The following is a 16,306-nucleotide window of genomic DNA, read 5'->3' as shown; positions in this document are numbered from 1 at the left end:
CTGTCAAGATACTTAAATGAAAAGAGTAGTAGTGACCGGAATGGGTGTGGTATCGGCCTTAGGTGCCGATGTGAACACCTTCTGGAACAATATCCAAAACGGAAAAAGCGGCGCCAGGACCATCAGCCGCTTTGATGCTTCACGCTTTAAAACACAATTTGCGGCTCAATTGCCTGATGACTTTAATTTGGCCGATCACCTCGACAAAAGTGAGGTTAAACGCAACGATCTTTATACCCAATATGCTCTGGTAGCGGCCAAACAAGCCGTTGAAGATTCGGGTTTCGATATCAACGCCATGTCGCCTTATGATGTGGGGGTAATCTTTGGCTCGGCGCAGGGCGGTTTTGATACCTTTGAGACCCAGATCCGCGAATATTGCGCTACCGACCACGAACCACATTTCAACCCGTTCTTCATCCCTAAAACGCTGGTCAATATGGCTTCGGGCCTCATCTCGATCAAATATGGTTTGATGGGATTGAACTATACCACCGTATCGGCCTGTGCAAGCGCTAACAGCGCCATTATGGATGCGCTTAACTACATCCGTTGGGGCAAAGCCAAGATCATTATCACCGGTGGTGCCGATGCGCCTATCACCGAAGGTTCTATCGGTGGATACAATGCTTTAAAGGCACTCTCTACGCAGAACGGTAACCCACAGGAGGCCTCGCGTCCGTTCGATCCGGGGCGTGATGGTTTTGTGATGGGCGAGGGCGCAGGTGTGCTGGTCTTGGAAGAATATGAACATGCTGTTAAACGCGGTGCTACCATATATGCAGAGTTGGCCGGTGCGGCCATGACGGGCGACGCCTACCACATTACCGCCACTCATCCTGAAGGTAAAGGCGCCATCAAAGCGATGGAGCTGGCTCTGGAAGATGCCGGTTTGACCCATAACGATGTGGACTACCTGAACGCACACGCTACATCCACTCCGGTGGGCGACATCAGCGAGGCTAAGGCCATCCACTCGGCGTTCATTAACAGTCCACAGCTCTCGGTAAGTGCTACCAAGTCGATGACGGGTCACCTGTTGGGTGCTGCCGGAGCGGTAGAAGCTATCATCTCGATCAATTCGGTACTGCACAATGTGGTGCCGCCTACCATCAATACGCATACGCTCGACCCGCAATTGCCGCAAGATCTGCACATCGTGACCAATAGCGCCATCCAAAAAACAGTAGACGTGGTCATGAGCAACACCTTCGGTTTCGGCGGACACAATGCGGTGGCCATCTTCAAAAAGGTATAAGATACACCAGAATATATGAAGGCGTGCCGCTAAAGCACGCCTTTTTTTATTAATATATTTATCGTTATTCAATAAATATATTTTGAATATCGATATGATCTTTTATGTTTGTCTAAAACTAATGAACATGAAAAATATTCAAAATTGGATCAAGATCGTCAAGGTCATTTTGTGGGTATCACTGATCGGGTTCGGAGTAACACTGGTTAATACCACCAGCCTTTTGTTCACCACTAATGAAATGCTGGCCAACGTGCGTATCGATACTAAAGAGGTTCGCTCACTACCCCATGCTCAACTAAAACCCAACGCCGGAACACTCACCTTCAGGTCAGAACAGCTGCTTGATCGGGTGTTATTCAAGCATGTATATGGCTATCATGATCTACTACAGTCGCTATTTACTTTTACAGTGTGTGGCTTGTTATTGGTCATGATCAGTCACATCGATACGGCTGACCCTTTTACCACTATAACTGCCCGACACATTACCTGGATGGGTATTCTGTACATTGCCTATGGCGTGATCACCATAGCTGCCGCTGCTTACATGGCTTTCAGGGTGCAGGCCATTAACCATAGTTTGACCAGTGCTTATCCCGGTTTTAGGGAGGATCTTTCTAATATCAAGATCGGTGCTTTCATCCTCATTTTTTCGCTTATCTACCGCACAGGCATCACCCTCCAAGAAGACAACCGCCTAACCATCTGACTTATGCCGATCATTGTTAATTTAGATGTGATGTTGGCCCGGCGCAAAATGTCAATGAACGAGTTGCATAACCGGGTAGGTATCACGCTGGCCAACCTTTCCATACTCAAGAACGGTAAGGCCAAAGCCATCCGCTTCGAGACCTTGGAGCTGATCTGTAAAGCGTTGGACTGCCAACCAGGTGATATACTTGAATTTCAGCCATGAGGCAAAAAAGCTCGTGAAGAACTGACCTCACGAGCTTTTTGCATTTCTTGCGGTAGCGATAGGTCTAAAGCTTAACGCCGCGCAGAAACTCCTCTATACCCATCCGTTTCTTACCTTCTAATTGCACATCGGTAACATGGATGTAGCCATCAGTGCAGGCGAACTTTAAATAGGTGCGATTATCAGTATCGAACTCACCCGGCTGAATGTTGGGATTGGACTCTTCCTTGTTTGCGCCATATATCTTGAACGTCTTATCGTTCAAAGCGGTGAAGGCGGCCGGATAGGGGCTTAGTCCGCGGATGAGATTGTAAACCTTTTGAACGGGCTGTTGCCAGTCTATGCGGCAATCGTCCTTAAATATCTTGGGTGCGTGTTTCAGCTCTTGTCCTTCAGCCAGTTGCTCTTGAGGCTGCTCGGTATAACGGCCACTCTCGATCGCTTTCACGGTCTTGACCAGCAGGCCGGCACCTTTGTTCATCAGGCGGTCGTGGTATTCGCCGGCGGTCACATCATCGGCAATGGTGATCTTCTCCACAAAAAGGATGGCACCGGTATCGATCTCTTGCTTAATAAAAAAGGTTGTCACGCCGCTTTCTTTTTCGCCGTTGATGATGGCCCAGTTGATCGGTGCTGCACCACGGTATTGCGGCAGCAGGGAAGCATGCAGGTTGATGGTGCCCTTAGGCGGCATGTTCCACACCACTTCGGGCAGCATACGGAACGCCACTACCACTTGGAGGTCGGCGTTGAGTGCTTTGAGTTCGGCCAGGAACTGCGGATCGCGCAGTTTTTCCGGTTGTAATATTTTTAATCCGTTAGCTTCGGCAAAACGTTTAACGGCCGACTGTGTGATCTTTTGACCACGGCCGGCGGGCTTGTCAGGTGCGGTGACCACACCCACGATCTCGGCCCCCGAATCGAGCAGTGCTTCTAATGAGGCCACTGCGAATTCGGGCGTGCCCATAAATATTATTCTCATAGGTTAGATATATGTAAGATGCGTCATCGCGACGAAAGAAGCGATCTCAGAACACAAGATGGGTCTCCGCAGAGATCGCTTCGTTCCTCGCGATGACGTAATGATCAGGGGTTTAATTATACAACAAATATTTCTTTCTGATCTGCTTGAATTTGGTCAATCCGGGCTCCCAGCTTTGGCGGATCTGTGCCTCGGTAAGTCCATCCTCGATCTGCTTTCGGAAGGTTTGGTTACCGGCCAGTTTGGTGAAGTAGGCATTAAAGAACTTTGACTTATCGGGATAGTTCTTGTAAAAGGTAAGCAGCCACTCCAGGTTCAGCTTGCCGCTCTTCTTTAACTGGGCCACATCGTAGGTGCGCAGGTCAAGACCGTAGCATTCCATATTCTTTTGTGGTGGGTTATCGCTCATGCCCGGCATCGGCACAGGTTTGAACATAAAGCTGTACTTACCCTTCAACTCCGGCGAACCTATCACCGTGAACGGGAAGGTGGTGCCACGCCCTAAACTCACCGTAGTACCCTCGAACCAACAAATATGCGGGTACAGGATCACCGACTGCTGCGTGTTCAGGTTAGGCGAGGGGCTTACCGGCAGCACATAATCCATATCGCGGCGGTAGTTGGTCATTTTGACCAGCTTCAATTTGCACTTCACGCCGTTCTTTAACCAGCCCTGGCCGTTGATCATTTGCGCGTATTCGGCAATGGTCATACCGTGTGAGGCGGGGATGGGGTGCATACCTACAAAAGAATGATAGGCCGTATCCAGTATCGGGCCATCTACCAGGTAACCGTTAGGGTTGGGGCGGTCCAGGATCATGAGCTCGATGTTGTTCTCGGCGCAGGCCTCCATCAGGTAATGTAACGAGGATATGTAAGTATAAAAGCGGGCACCTACATCCTGCACGTCAAATAGCATCAGGTCGATGCCTTTCAGGTCGGCAGGAGTGGGCTTGTACTTTTTGCCGTATAAAGATACCACCGGTATACCGGTCTTGCTATCCACATCATTGCTGATATGAGCGCCGTCGGCAGCGTTGCCTCTAAAACCATGCTCAGGACCGAAAATGCGCGCGATCTTAACGCCACGTTTTAACAGGCTATCAACTAAAGGCGTTTTACTGGCACCGATCACCGAGGTTTGGTTCACCATCATGCCAATGCTGCGGCCTTTCAGGTAGCTAAGGTAAAGCTGCGTTTCGTCGGCGGCGGGGCGCGGGCCTGCCGCCTCATTGCGCAAAGGCTTATGATCGATCAGGGCGCGGCTCTTGGGGTTGGTGGCTGCTTGCTGGCAGGTAGCGGTAAGCGTAAGCAGCGAACAGGCCATACTGAGTACTACGTTCTTCATAAGTGCAAGGTATTAAAAGGTAATGCGTTCTTGACCAATTATCGGTATAAGATCTGCATATTTGCGAAAGTACAAAAAAACTCTCTGCCTTGAATTTTTCATCCTTTATTGCCCGGCGGCTTACCTTTCAAAGTAAGCGGACCTTCTCCAAGCTCATTGTGCGCATCGCCATAGTGGGTATTATGCTGGGGCTGGGGGTCATGATCCTATCGATCGCCATCGTAAAGGGGTTCAAACGCGAGATACGGGAGAAGGTGCGCGGTTTTGCCGGTGATATCCAGATCACCAAGTTCGATAACAACTTCTCATACGAGAACTCACCTTTTATGGTGGATACCACTTTTGTGAACCGGGCCAAACGCGACCCGCTCATCAAGCACATCGTTCCGTATGGTACCAAACCGGCCATCATTAAAGCTAATGGCGAGATCGAGGGCGTGGTATTGAAAGGGGTGGACAGTACCTACCAGTGGGGCCTGTTCAAGGGTGCTATGGAAAGCGGTGGCGTGCTCAACTTTGCCGACCCGGCCGAGGCACGTAAACAGGTCATGATCTCGTCGTACACGGCCTCGCGCTTGAAGCTTAAGGTGGGCGATAGCTTCCTGATGTACTTCATCCAGGAGCCGATGCGTACGCGCAAACTCAAGATCGTAGGCATATTCGATGTAGGGGTAGAGGAAGTGGACAAGACCTTTGTGATAGGCGACCTGTCGGTGATCCAAACCCTCAACAGCTGGACACATCGCGAGGCTGGCGGTTACGAGGTACAAGTGAACGACTTTGACGACCTGCATGCCGTGCATGATTCGCTCAATACCTTTTTGCCTACCTATTTACGTGCTTACACCGTGGATGAGACCTATCCCACCATTTTTGAATGGCTCAAACTGCTGGATGTGAACACCCAGGTGATGCTGGTGCTCATGATCATTGTGGCGGTGATCAATATGATATCGGCATTGCTGATCATGATATTGGAGCGTACCGCCATGATCGGGATGTTCAAGGCGCTGGGTGCATCAAACTGGGGCATACAAGGCATCTTCTTATATAACGCCACTTACCTGATCGGGCTGGGTCTGCTATTGGGTAATGCTTTTGGCTTAGGCATCAGCTGGTTCCAGGAGCGTACACACTTTTTTAAGCTCGATAAAGAATCTTACTACATGAGCTTTGTGCCCATCGAACTCCATTACACCGATGTGCTGTTGCTCAACATAGGTACCCTGGTGATCTGTTTGCTGGTGTTGCTCATCCCATCAATGCTGGTGAGCCGCATACAGCCGGTAAAAGCGATCCGCTTTAAATAAGCTGCAACTACTTTTTAGACGTCTGGAACTTCAATCGCAGGTTGACACCACCGGCGCCGAAACGCAGTTGCTGCGATCCCATGCCGTTGAGCGGGTATTTCAGGAATGGCTCGATCACTAAACGGTTGCCCTTGGTGATCTGGTAACCCATACCTACCGAAAGGTTGAGTGTACGGGCCAGGTCAAAGCTGGCAAAGCTGCGGCGGGTGGAAGCATCCGGTATCGATTCGGAGCTGCCTAAGGCATTAGCGGTATTGTCGTAATTATACCTGAAAGTTTCGTTAATGAACGTACCCGAGCTGATACCGGCCGAAATATAGGCATCGGTACTCTTTTTGGCATTGAACTCATATTTCAGGTTGAGCGGCACATCTAACCCGGTGAGGCTGATATCATACCCGGCCACCACAGGATTGGCCACCACACGCAGCGGAACGATGCCTAACGCAGTATTGTACTGCCCGATCACGGGTGATGCGAATTGCTGGGCATCCTTTGAGCGGGTGCTGGCCACAATGGCATCGTTCAGTATGCCTGAGCGAGTAGGCTGACCGTTGTAGCTTAAACTGTTGCGGGCAATGGCCACACCGGTAGATAACTTGATGTTACGCGCCAGTTTGATATCGGTACTGAAACCGGCACCCGCGTTGATCTGGCTTTTGCTGCCTTCAGCATAGTTGAAGAATGTTCCGGCGTAAACGCTGTACAAGATGCGCTTGTCGGCATTCACCTCTTTATTTAGTTTTTTAGCGGCCTCTTTATTTTGTTCACTGGCCAGTAGTTTCTCCATGCGCGAGGCCTTTTCATTAGCCTTGGCAGGGTCGGCAGCCATGATCGATGGTTCGGTGGGCTGCTTGGTGGCCGAACGGGCAGCCAATACGCTCGCATCGGTCTTACCCACGCTGTCGGCGCGATAAGGCTCAGAAACTGTCGAACGGTCTTTGCCGGTACTGGTCTGCGCTATGGCAGGTGAGGTGGTGGCGATGCCGTTAGTGCTTGTACGGTCCTTCACCTCTGGAGTGACGGTAGTAGCTGGTGCCACTTTTTGCTGTGGTAACAGCACTAAACCATCGGCACTTGTGGCTGGTATGGTGGTTGCACTGGCATCACGACGCTCAGGTACGATCAGGCCGTCATTGACGGGGCCGCTTTTTTGTTCAGTATATAGGGCCGAGTTTTGGTCGGGCCTGATGGTCGCAGGGTCTACGGTCGCATCGTTCTGTGTATCATTAGTACCTGTGCTTTGCTGCGCAGATGCCTTTGTATCTGCCGGTCCAACGTTGGGCCGTTGAGCGGGTTTGGTGTTGGCCACTTGTTCATCCATAGCAGGCTTTTGCTGATACAGGTACACGCCGATCACGCACAGCACCAGCAGTACCGCGGCCACGCTGAACCATAGCGGCAGTATGCGGCGCTCTTTTTTAGGCTCCGGGAAACGCTCACGCAGCAGCTGCCAGCCTGCATCGGCAGGGGCGGTATCCTCGTAATGCTCGAATACCTCGCTAATACGTTCTCTTAGCTCCTTATCCAGCTCTTCACTCATGGCTATGTGCTTCTGTGGTCAACGCCTTTCTTAATTTCTCTTTGGCCCGGCTTAAATATACCCTCGATGAACTCGCCGGGATGCTTAACATAACGGATATCTCTTCATGGTCGTAACCGTCGATCTCATATAAGTTAAATATGGCCCGTTGTACGGTGGGCAGCCCGTCCAGTAATTTCAATATATCCTTAGCATTGAGCAGGTGTATGGCCGTGTGATTATGGCCAATGTGGCCCGCATGATCCATGTCGGTATGCAACTGGAACTTGAGGTCCTTGCGCCGCCGGTCAATGGCCGTATTGATGATGATGCGCCGCAGCCATGCTTTAAATGAGCGGTCGGCATTGTAGCTCATAATGGTGTTGAATACCTTAATAAAGGCGTCGTTCACCACCTCCAGTGCATCATCACGGCTATCGCAATAACGCAGCCCAACGCCCATAGCATAGCCATAGAACTGCTTATATAGCTGTTCCTGGTGCTTGATGGAGCCTGTTTTGCAACGCTGTATCAGTTCGTACTCAGCGCTGCTGTTGGGTTCGTGCATGCAGTATCGGTTTCGCAGCTATGCTATTTGGTTGCTTTGGTCAGGTCGTAAAAGTATAGTAAAGTATCGTTACTGGCTTGAAATTGTAGTTTGGTAGCGTCTTGTGCGTAAAGGTAAATACCGTGTAAATGGTATTTAGGCAGGTTAAGCGCGTTGGCGCCTGTAGGCACCGTGGCATCTACCCACTGTATGTATGAGCTATTGTAGCTAAAGGTGCCAAAGCTGCCGGCATGTTTGGTAGTATCGCCGGTGATCTTAAAAGTATTGTTCACCATCTCCAGGCCAATAGGCAGTTTAATGGTATCGCGTTTGTTGGTGGTGCGGTTCAGGTGTATGCGGATGAACTGTCCTGAAAAGCTGCCCTGAGGAGCGGCAACAGGCGTAACATCACTATCGTTGTCTTTCATACAACCGGCACTTAACGACGCAACACCGATCAAAAGGTACAATAACTGCTTTTTCATCATATCTCTGTATAGTTATGTAAACCCCTACGTGATCCCGGCGGTGATCGTAACACCAGCCTTAAAAAATATCACAACTTTTTGGCTTCGTTCCAGTGCACGTCCATTTCGGCCAGGGTCATGTCCTGCAGCTTTTGCCCGTTCTCGTGCGCGCGCTGCTCCATGTACTGAAAGCGCTTGATGAATTTGCGGTTGGTCTTTTCCAGTGCATCCTCGGGATTGATGTTGATGAAGCGGGCGTAGTTGATGAGCGAGAACATGAGGTCGCCAAATTCGCTTTCGGCACGGTCGTGATCAATGATAGTATCGTCCTCCGCGTTGAACTCATCCCTGAATTCCTGCATCTCTTCCTCCACCTTTTGCCATACCTGGGCCTTGTTCTCCCAGTCGAACCCTATGCCGCGGGCTTTTTCCTGTATGCGAGAGGCCTTCACCAGCGCTGGCAACGAGGCTGGTACACCGCCCAGCACCGAGCGGTTGCCTTCCTGCAGCTTGATCTTTTCCCAGTTGCGTTTTACCTCTTCCTCATTATTGGCATCGGTATCGCTATAGATGTGGGGATGACGGTTGATCAGCTTATCGCAAATGCCGTTGAGCACCTCGGTGATGCCGAACGCACCCGTTTCAGAAGCGATACGGGCATAGAACACCAGGTGCAGCATAATGTCGCCGATCTCTTTACGTATCTCGTCCATATCGTCGCTCAATATAGCGTCCGATAGTTCGTAGGTCTCCTCGATGGTGAGGTGGCGAAGGCTTTCAAGCGTTTGTTTCTTATCCCACGGACAATTTTCGCGCAGGTCGTTCATGATGTGCAGTAAACGCTCAAATGAGGTGGCAGGTGTTTGGCCGGTAACAGGAGGGATCAAAGGCATATGTTATCTCTTTTCACAAAAATAAGCATTACGCCGCTAACCGCCGTTGTTTTACGAAGCTTTATGGGGTATTTGGAACGATGGCTTACACCGGACTGATGGCACGCAGCATCTCGCGTTTGCCCGGCGCGCCGGGTGCCTTTTGCACGGTAAGGCCCAGTGCCTTTAACTGGCGTTTCAGGTTGCCGGTAATAGCGTAAGTGACGAAGACGCCACCCGGAGCCAGGAACTTAATGGTGTGGGCTATGGCTTCTTCGTCCCACATTTCGGGTTGATGTATGGCCGCAAAAGCATCAAAGTAGATGACATTGAAAGTGCTGTCGGCGGTGTAGGTGAGGAGTTGGGTATGGGCGATCTGCAGGTCGATCGTATCATTCAGTTCGACCTCGCCAAGAAGAGCATCAGGGTAGCTATATAAAAAGCTATTCCATATCGCCTCTGGAACATGCTCCTGGTAGCCCGTGGCCGATAGCAGATCGGTGGTGAGCGGGTAAGCCTCTATACCTGTGTAATTGAGCTTGATGTTATTTTGTGTGCAGTGATCGGCCGTGAGTAAAAAGTTGAGGCCTGTGCCAAAACCGACCTCCAATACCGATAACTGCCCAGGCTGGCCGTTGTTGGTCAAAAAATAGTCGAGCCCTTGCTGCAGGAAAACATGGCGGCTCTCTTGCAATGCACCATGCTTGGAGTGGTAATTTTCGCCCACCTCAGCATTAAATATCGTTCTCGACCCATCGGCCGTGGTCACTATCGAAAGGTTTGACATCAGGTACTTCTTCTATATTCTCCGAACTATAATAAAGCCCTCCCTCCCGGGGAGGGAGGGGTGGGGCCCTTAAAAATTCCTGATCTCCTCGCCCAGGTCATACACCGGCACCTCGCTGATCACGCTGGTGATGATGCTGCGCGCAGCTGCCGAACGGTATCCCGCAGCGCAATGAACCACGATGGGTCTATTGGCCGGTATCTCGTTCAGGCGGTCACGCAACTCGGGTAGGGGTATGGTCAGGCTGTTGGCAAAGATCAGCCCGCCGTTGATCTCGTTCCAGTTGCGGGTGTCAATGATGGTATATTCATCGGGGTGGTTCCTGAAATGCTCAGTATCCAGTTGCGCCGATGCTTCTGTCGCGTTGATAGGAGCAAGTAGTGCGCCTTTGATCTGCGCCTCGTAACCGATCTTGGCCGCGCGGGCAAGCGAAAGTTCTAGCAGGTCGTGGTTATCGGCAATGAGATAAAATGCTTCTTTGGGTTTGATCACGGCACCCAGCCAGGTCTCAAATTTGCCCTGCAATTGTAGATTGATGGCATTTTTAACGTGTCCTGCATTGAATTTGTCCTTCGGGCGGGTGTCCACCACCAAGGCATCAGCCACCAACTCAACATCGGCAGGCATGCGCTCAATGGCTGCCATGCTGGCTGCATAGGCTGGAGCACCGTTCTTGTTCAGTTCTACATCGTACCCAAAATACACGGGGCTGAACGGCTGGTCAGACGTCAATACCCGTACAAATTCGGGTTCGTCCATCAATTGCAGCGCATAGTTCTCACGTAGTTCGCGTCCTATGGTGCTTTGCAGGTCGGGGCTCATGTTCTTTCCGCATAACGATCCGGGACCGTGCGCCGGGTAAACCACCACATCGGGCGGCAGGGTCATGAGCTTTTCTCGGGTACTGCTGTACATCTGCTTTGCCAGATCCTCTTTTTTAGCTTTAATGCCGCCTACCTCTTCGCGCAGGTCGGGCCGGCCCACATCACCCACAAAAAGGGTGTCGCCGCTGAAGAGGGCCGTACTGTTGCCATTCTCGTCCTCTACCAGTATGCAAATGGAATCGGGCGAGTGACCAGGCGTATTGATCGCCTTCAGGTCAATGTCTGCCAGGTGGATCACGTCGCCATCATCGAAGGTCTGGTGCGGGTAGTTGCCATCCAGCAAGCGGCTGGCATATATAGTAGCGCCTGTGGTTTGGTGCATCTCGAGGTGAGCGCTCACAAAATCGGCATGTGGGTGGGTCTCGATAATGCCCACGATATCGGCTTCGTGCAAGGCGGCAAAGTCATAGTAAGGCTGCGGATCGCGGGCAGGATCTACCACGATCACTTTGTTAGCACGCAGTATAGCGTACGAGGCATGGGCAAGGTCGGTATCGTAAAATTGATGGATGAGCATACGTGCCGCAAAGATAGTCTTTACCGCTATTCCTGAAAAAGCATGTGGATGCTTTTCGGTCAGTGCAGTGCCATCATGTACTACCGAAGCACATGCCCGCCCCAAACACAAACCCACCTGTGGCGTTTATGGAATGTTATCACTCATATGGTTTGGCCGGTGCTGGTTGGCATGGCCTACCGCATAATTTGTTATCACATGTTCAAGTATAGCTTCATCGTAGCCGCAGCGGTATTCTTCTTATCGTCATGCGGACAAAAAATGAAAATGGTGGCCACTGAAAAGAACGATTCGTTGGCGGTAGACAATGTTTGGAAGCAGTATGTAGGCGGCGTGAAGGCCCGCAACCCTAAGCTGTTAAAAAAGCTGTCGTTACCGCAAGTGTATTGCCAGCCCTGCGCCATCAGGATCGGCGGCGGCGACCTGGTGAACGCTGATGTTTTTGTGAAGGACATGCTCACCAACCTGCCCAAGACCAAGCTATGGGAAGCAGTACGCACCAGCCGCTACCTGATGGTGACCGAGCGCATCAAGAATTACAAACCCCTCAACCTCGATGTAAAAAGCGAAGCACTGGACGTGTACGATGTTTGGTATGTGACCAAAGTGCCCACCACCATGGTGAAGGGTTACGAAAGTCAGCGTTATGCGTTCCAGTTCGTGAAAGACAAGGGCCAGTACAAGTTGTTCGGGTTGACGGCAGTGAATTGATACGGCCTCTGAAGCGGCGATCAGAGCGATGATGAGCCGTGTAATGATCGGCTGTTACATCTCGAAAAAAGCGTTACATCGATGTAACAGAATTCCCCAAATTTCCCCACTTTATGGCTTTGCGAAATTCGTAAAAACCCAACTTTTTCCAAAATTTTCAACAAAAAGCCAGAATGTAACACCAAATGTAACAGCGAAACAGCAAAATGTAACACCGAATGAAACAGTTGGCGGCTCAGTTCCAAAACCACAAGATCTGAGAAGAGCGATAATTGCGAAATTAATAATTGATCAACAGGTTTGAGTATAACCGACCTGCAGGCGGTCAGCTTTTCGCCAGCGGATCCAGCCCGACCTGACCGGTCGTTCAGTTTCGCTGCATTCCAATCCTGTGTTAGTCCTGATGCGCATCCAGTCCCCCCGTACTTCCAACACTTCGAAGCAGTCCTTTTCCTCCATTTTCTTGATGGTCTTGGCTTTGTCTGACGGAGCGAGCTTGATGTCCAGGTCGTAACCATCAAGCTTAAATAATGCTGAGATATGGCTTTTTAAAAAGACCGGCCATGTATCGAAACGAACGCCTTTAGTGCTTTTACCAAGCCAAAAAGTAGTGTGATCTGATACGAATACCTTGAACCAATTTGGGGAGACCTTCTCTACCCGTAGCAAGAATATATAGTAGTCCAACCACAATGCCTCCGGTGTGAACCCTTTCAATTGAGGAACTGTATTCACAACAACACCGTCTTGTTTGACCTTTTTAACAAATATGGTCGTGTTAGGAACATTGCTATTAGTGTCCGAGTAAAGTTTCAACACGGGATAGCGTTCAATGTCGATGGTAAGTATACCAACTCCGATCTTCCCTCGGTTTTGTGCTTTACAAACCGTTGTAAGCAATAATAAAGTGAATATTAGTAATGTTCTCATATACGAGCATTAAAATAAAAAGCCCGGCTTAATATAGGCCGGGCTTTTTATTTAAAAAAGGTATGGTTACCAGATCTTGATACGATCTTCAGGCTTTTTGTACATTTTGTTGCCTGGTTGAATATCGAAGGCATTGTACCATGCGTCGATGTTGGTCAACGGGGCATTAGTACGGTACTGCTCAGGTGAGTGAGGGTCGGTCAGGATGCGTTGTGCAGCCGACTCAGGACGTTGTAAGCCTCTCCACACTTGTGCCCATGACAGGAAGAAGCGCTGGTCAGGTGTAAAACCATCGATCTTTTGGTTCGACTTGCCTTGAGCGGTCTTTTTGAACGCCTCGTAAGCGATGTTCAAACCACCAAGGTCGGCCAGGTTCTCACCTAAGGTCAGGCGGCCATTCACGTGGATGGTGTCTAACACGGTGTATCCGTTGTATTGCTCAACCACACGGTCGGCACGGGTCTTGAACTTGTCGGCATCTTCTTTTTTCCACCAGTCGCGCAGGGTGCCATCGGCATCATACTGACGGCCCTGGTCATCAAATCCGTGGGTCATCTCGTGGCCGATAACGGCGCCGATACCACCGTAGTTCACGGCATCATCAGCTTTAAAATCAAAGAACGGGAACTGCAGGATACCAGCAGGGAACACGATCTCGTTATTTACCGGGTTGTAGTAAGCGTTGATGGTAGGAGGTGTCATACCCCATTCGGTCTTGTCAACAGGTTTGCCCAAACGGCCTACCATGTCATTATAACCCCAAACACCAATGCGGCGCAGGTTACCAAAGTAATCGTTACGGTCAATGGTCAGGCCGGTATAGGTCTCGAACTTATCAGTATAACCGATCTTCACGGTAAAGGCGTTCAACTTGCGCAGTGCACGCTCTTTGGTCTCAGGTGTCATCCACTCCAAACGTTTGATGCGGTCGCCCAGGGCAACTTTAAGGTTGTTCACCAGGCCGATCATGTATTGTTTGGCAGCAGGAGCAAAGTACTTGTTCACATATAATTGGCCCAGCAATTCGCCTAAGCCACCATCAACCAATGAGGTCATGCGCTCGTAACGAGGCGCTTGCACCAACTGGCCGCTCAGTACACTGCTAAATTTGAACTGCGCCTTCACGAAAGGTGAGCTCAATGTACTTGCTGAGCCTTTCAGGATGCTCCATTTCAAGTAGGTCTTCCAATCTTCAACCGGGGTGCTGGCCAACAATTGGTCGGCACTGGCCAGGAAAGACGGTGATGATACCAGTACAGTATCTTGCTTACCCACTTTCAACTTAGGCAGTATATCAGCCCAGTTCAGGTGAGGGGTGGTCTTGTAAAGGTCGGTCAGCGCGAATTTGTTGTAGGTCTTGTTCGGGTCGCGCATCTCAACGCGGCTCATTTGTGCCGTGGCCAGTTTGGTCTCGATGTTCCAAATGGTTGTCGCGTTCTTAGCGGCTTGCTCAGGAGTGCTGCCGGTAAGGGTGAACAGGTCAACGATGTATTGCTTGTAAGCATCCTGGATGCGTTTGGTACGGGCATCACTTTTCAAGTAGTAATCGCGGTCAGGCAGGCTGGTACCGCCCTGGCCAAAGCCAACTACATATTTGCTTACATTTTTAGGGTCTTGCCTAACACCAAAGCTGAACAGCGGGCTACCGATCGCATTGGTGCGTTGATATGTGATCTCGTTCACTACGCCGTCAACGTTGTTGATACCGTCTATGCGTTGCAGGTCAGGCTTGATAGGGTTGTAGCTCAAACGGTCGATGGCTACGGTATCCATAGCGCTGGCGTACAGGTCGCCTACGCGCTGGGTGATGCTGCCTTTTGGCGAGGCCGAAGCTTTTTTGCTGGCATCTACCACCAGTTCCTGGAGTTTTTTCTTGGTCTCGTCGTTCAGGATGTTGAAGCTACCCCAACGGCTTTCCTTTGCAGGGATGGTGTTACTTTTTAACCAGCCGCCGTTAGCGTACTCAAAAAAGTTATCGCCAGGTTTAACTGACCGGTCCATATTGGCCGGATCAATGAATTTTTTTGGCGGATCGGCTTTCTTCTCAGCCTTCTTACCACCATCAGCAGCCCACGCATTTGCCGTGAAGCAAACCGCAGCTGCAAGTACCCAATTTCCAAATTTTAAACTCATTTACAGAAAATTAAAAAGCTAAATGTAACTAAATTACAGTGTTTGACAAGGAGTAAGTTCGTTTTGTTACAAAATTAAATTTGGCAAAGTGCAAGTTGTAGATCGTTGGCTCATCGTCCAAATGCACTGATTATGGGAAACAAAAAAGCCTCGCTGTAAAGCGAGGCTTTTATTAATTATACCTAAGGCTTAGTGAGCCATCATTTTCAGGAACGAGGATAGTTTCTCCTTCATTTCGCGGCGGTCGACGATGAAGTCAAGGAAGCCATGCTCTTGCAGGAACTCGGCGGTTTGGAAGCCTTTAGGAAGATCTTTTTTGATCGTTTCCTTGATCACACGCGGCCCGGCAAAACCGATCAGTGCACCCGGCTCAGCGATGTTGATATCGCCCAGCATGGCGTATGACGCGGTAACACCACCAGTAGTAGGATCGGTCAACAACGAGATATATGGGATGCGTGCCTGAGCTAGCAAAGCCAATTTAGCCGATGTCTTGGCCATTTGCATCAACGAAAATGCCGCTTCCATCATACGGGCGCCGCCTGATTTAGATATCATCAGGAAAGGTATCTTATTCTCGATGCTATAGTCGATCGAGCGGGCGATCTTTTCGCCTACTACCGATCCCATCGAGCCACCTATAAAGTTAAAGTCCATACAAGCAACCATCAAAGGCATACCACCTACGGTGCCATGCGCGGCGCGAATGGCATCATTAAGGCCGGTCTTCGCAATAGTATCCTTTAAGCGGTCACTGTATTTTTTGGTGTCAACAAATTCAAGTGGGTCGCCCGAACGCAGGTTACCAAACAACTCAGTGAACTCGTTATTATCAAATAGAACAGAAAAGTATTCTTTGGAGCCGATGCGCAGGTGATATCCGCAGTAGTGGCAAACGTACTGGTTCTCTACCTGCTCGGTATAATGTAATGGCTTTTTGCAGTTGGGGCATTTGTTCCAAACGCCATCAGGAGCTTCTTTTTTATCTTCGGTAGAGGTCGTTATACCTATCGATTCTCGTTTAAACCACGCCATAGTATGTATAGTGTTTGAACAATATATATGAGGGTGCAAAGAAACAAAAATTATCTAACTTAATTAACCCAAATCTTGTCAATA

General features: G+C 50.0%; 16 protein-coding genes. 5 read left to right on the top strand and 11 right to left on the bottom strand.

What is annotated here, in order from left to right; translation table 11 throughout:
* Positions 1-16 precede the first annotated feature (16 nt).
* The 3 genes from fabF (at position 17) to LLH06_RS14075 (ending at position 2,177) form a co-directional block, all read left to right on the top strand.
* Positions 17-1,258, top strand: a complete 1,242-nt coding sequence (gene fabF, locus LLH06_RS14085; protein ID WP_228169929.1) for a beta-ketoacyl-ACP synthase II — start codon at positions 17-19, stop codon at positions 1,256-1,258.
* Between the two features lie 127 nt (positions 1,259-1,385).
* Positions 1,386-1,970, top strand: a complete 585-nt coding sequence (locus LLH06_RS14080) for a DUF2975 domain-containing protein (protein ID WP_228169928.1) — start codon at positions 1,386-1,388, stop codon at positions 1,968-1,970.
* A 3-nt stretch (positions 1,971-1,973) separates the two neighbouring features.
* Complete coding sequence (locus LLH06_RS14075) at positions 1,974-2,177, top strand: helix-turn-helix domain-containing protein (protein ID WP_228169927.1); 204 nt, start codon at positions 1,974-1,976, stop codon at positions 2,175-2,177.
* Positions 2,178-2,241: 64 nt separating this feature from the next.
* Here the strand turns inward: LLH06_RS14075 and fmt are convergent, their stop codons facing one another.
* Positions 2,242-3,159 (bottom strand): methionyl-tRNA formyltransferase, encoded by a 918-nt coding sequence (gene fmt / locus LLH06_RS14070; protein WP_228169926.1) that lies wholly within the window; start codon positions 3,157-3,159, stop codon positions 2,242-2,244.
* A gap of 112 nt (positions 3,160-3,271) precedes the next feature.
* Entirely contained in the window at positions 3,272-4,507 is a 1,236-nt protein-coding gene (locus LLH06_RS14065; protein ID WP_228169925.1) for an exo-beta-N-acetylmuramidase NamZ family protein, read from the bottom strand.
* Between the two features lie 89 nt (positions 4,508-4,596).
* Here LLH06_RS14065 and LLH06_RS14060 point away from each other — a divergent pair, with 89 nt between their 5' ends.
* Entirely contained in the window at positions 4,597-5,817 is a 1,221-nt protein-coding gene (locus tag LLH06_RS14060; protein WP_228169924.1) for an ABC transporter permease, read from the top strand.
* A 7-nt stretch (positions 5,818-5,824) separates the two neighbouring features.
* Here LLH06_RS14060 and LLH06_RS14055 read toward each other — a convergent pair whose 3' ends face one another.
* The 6 genes from LLH06_RS14055 to LLH06_RS14030 form a co-directional block, all read right to left on the bottom strand.
* On the bottom strand, positions 5,825-7,360 hold the full coding sequence (locus LLH06_RS14055) for a hypothetical protein (protein ID WP_228169923.1): 1,536 nt from the start codon (positions 7,358-7,360) through the stop codon (positions 5,825-5,827).
* Positions 7,353-7,907 (bottom strand): RNA polymerase sigma factor, encoded by a 555-nt coding sequence (locus tag LLH06_RS14050; protein WP_228169922.1) that lies wholly within the window; start codon positions 7,905-7,907, stop codon positions 7,353-7,355. The genes LLH06_RS14055 and LLH06_RS14050 overlap by 8 nt, the downstream gene beginning before the upstream one ends.
* 23 nt (positions 7,908-7,930) lie before the next feature.
* Positions 7,931-8,374, bottom strand: a complete 444-nt coding sequence (locus tag LLH06_RS14045) for a hypothetical protein (protein ID WP_228169921.1) — start codon at positions 8,372-8,374, stop codon at positions 7,931-7,933.
* A 68-nt stretch (positions 8,375-8,442) separates the two neighbouring features.
* Positions 8,443-9,246: a nucleoside triphosphate pyrophosphohydrolase gene (gene mazG / locus LLH06_RS14040; RefSeq protein ID WP_228169920.1), complete on the bottom strand. Its 804-nt coding sequence runs from the start codon at positions 9,244-9,246 to the stop codon at positions 8,443-8,445.
* Positions 9,247-9,331: 85 nt separating this feature from the next.
* Positions 9,332-10,012, bottom strand: coding sequence for a tRNA (5-methylaminomethyl-2-thiouridine)(34)-methyltransferase MnmD (gene mnmD, locus LLH06_RS14035; RefSeq protein WP_228169919.1), 681 nt, complete (start codon positions 10,010-10,012; stop codon positions 9,332-9,334).
* A 69-nt stretch (positions 10,013-10,081) separates the two neighbouring features.
* Positions 10,082-11,413: an MBL fold metallo-hydrolase gene (locus LLH06_RS14030; RefSeq protein ID WP_228169918.1), complete on the bottom strand. Its 1,332-nt coding sequence runs from the start codon at positions 11,411-11,413 to the stop codon at positions 10,082-10,084.
* 198 nt (positions 11,414-11,611) lie between these two features.
* Between LLH06_RS14030 and LLH06_RS14025 the strand changes: the two genes are divergently transcribed.
* Entirely contained in the window at positions 11,612-12,124 is a 513-nt protein-coding gene (locus LLH06_RS14025; RefSeq protein WP_228169917.1) for a hypothetical protein, read from the top strand.
* A gap of 291 nt (positions 12,125-12,415) precedes the next feature.
* On the opposite strand, the gene LLH06_RS14020 is transcribed toward LLH06_RS14025, so the two are convergent.
* The 3 genes from LLH06_RS14020 to accD form a co-directional block, all read right to left on the bottom strand.
* On the bottom strand, positions 12,416-13,054 hold the full coding sequence (locus LLH06_RS14020; RefSeq protein ID WP_228169916.1) for a hypothetical protein: 639 nt from the start codon (positions 13,052-13,054) through the stop codon (positions 12,416-12,418).
* 66 nt (positions 13,055-13,120) lie between these two features.
* On the bottom strand, positions 13,121-15,187 hold the full coding sequence (locus LLH06_RS14015) for a M13 family metallopeptidase (RefSeq protein ID WP_228169915.1): 2,067 nt from the start codon (positions 15,185-15,187) through the stop codon (positions 13,121-13,123).
* 189 nt (positions 15,188-15,376) lie between these two features.
* Entirely contained in the window at positions 15,377-16,222 is an 846-nt protein-coding gene (accD, locus tag LLH06_RS14010) for an acetyl-CoA carboxylase, carboxyltransferase subunit beta (protein WP_228169914.1), read from the bottom strand.
* Between the last annotated feature and the right edge of the window lie 84 nt (positions 16,223-16,306).

The sequence above is a fragment of the Mucilaginibacter daejeonensis genome (assembly GCF_020783335.1).
Taxonomy (GTDB): Bacteria; Bacteroidota; Bacteroidia; order Sphingobacteriales; family Sphingobacteriaceae; genus Mucilaginibacter; species Mucilaginibacter daejeonensis.
Note: the sequence above shows the minus strand (reverse complement) of the source record. Positions and strands in the feature narration are given on the sequence as shown.